This window comes from Escherichia sp. E1130 (assembly GCF_005781065.1).
Lineage (GTDB): Bacteria > Pseudomonadota > Gammaproteobacteria > Enterobacterales > Enterobacteriaceae > Escherichia.
Genome location: NZ_VATL01000075.1, coordinates 1 through 1,469, shown reverse-complemented (window position 1 = coordinate 1,469; position 1,469 = coordinate 1). Strand labels below are relative to the sequence as shown.

1 protein-coding gene is annotated in these 1,469 nt (G+C 49.8%); it reads right to left on the bottom strand.

Translation table 11 applies throughout. The features are described 5' to 3' along the window. On the bottom strand, positions 1-1,367 hold a 1,367-nt coding region (gene traI / locus FEK66_RS25555; protein ID WP_240783256.1), incomplete at its 3' end, for a TraI/MobA(P) family conjugative relaxase. Positions 1,368-1,469 lie beyond the last annotated feature (102 nt).

Sequence of the window (1,469 nt, the reverse complement as noted above, 5' to 3'; positions counted from 1 at the left end):
AGGTTTTTACCCTTCTCTGCCGGCGCATCGGCAACTTCAAGAAGTACACCACGATCAAGTAATACAGGTGTACCACCCGATGAATAGACAACAGCACCATCACGATTTACATGGGAATCATAGCCCCGGATCTGCGATGGTTTAATATCATCTGCAGCTGCATAAAGAATAAAGTTATTGGAGATCGTAGAAGTACGGTTCTTACGTTTCTCACGGTAAGCCCAGCCACGTAGCTGCGAGATGGCGGCAGCATCATGTTGCGTTGCCTGCACTTCCACCCAGGCACGATATGACAGGGGACGAGAGTCTGGACTCTCTTTCAGTGCCTTTCTTTCATCACGAATCTGCAAACGCAGTGCGGCCATGTCCTTCATCTTCTCGACTTCCAGCGCACGGAACATCAGCTTACGCAAGAGAGGATCGCGCTCTGTCATGCGAACATTATTCTTACGAATACGATAGCCGGCCGCCAGTTCGCGAAAACGTGTCCGGGCAGCATCTGCTGAAATCCCCGGCCGAACAAAACTGGTTTTGTATGCCTTGTAGCGTGCAATCAGATCCTGCCGGGCCTCCGCACGATCATTACGACGCTCAGCTCTGGCCCCCTTATCACGACAGTGAAGACGGTTATCGTACTGGGATTCAATATCCACGGCACTCAGCAGAACATCTCTTCCTTCCCGGTTCACCTCACGAACAACAGACGCACGAGTAAAGGCACCAATCAGTTCCTGCTGACAACTCAGCGTCAGTTCTGGATGAAGATCGCTGGCCTTAATCGGTGCCTGTTCATCATCAGCGACGTCGTAAATTGCAAGTCCCTCACCTTTCTGGCGCAGCTCAAGCCCGGCCGCAATCAGAATGTCATGCACCCCATCCCAGTCATAGTTCCCGCCCAGAAACAACGCATCTATCTTCTCCCGGCAATTATCTACCGCGTACGAAAACAGACTTTCCTTATCACCAAAATGCTCCAGCTCACGGGCAGCTGCCGGCGCAGATTTGTAGAAGTTTTTCTTACGAACGATACGACCTTCACTGTTAACCATGTAAGGACCGTTAACATGCTGCCAGCCATATTTGAGTTCCATCTCACGGCAACAGCGGTCCAGAATCAGACGGTCGTTATACAAAGATGCCGCTCTGTAGCTTACTGGGTTAATACGATTGACTGAAAGATGGCAATGCAGATTATCGGTGTCATCGTGAATAGCACACACATACTGATGACCTTCCATACCAAGGCTTTTCATACTGTGCCGCGCACAGCCAAAAATTTGTTCAGGAGTCGGTCTTTCAGCCTCAGGCCAGGACAGAATGACATGGTAAACAGGGTCTTTGCAGTGCTTATTTTGAAGAGCAACCATGTTCATTTCAGTGGCCGCAGTAGCAAGCGAAAAACAATTCATCTCAGCAATGACATCACCACACCGAAGATGTTGTCTACCATCCGGAAATGTAGCAATCAC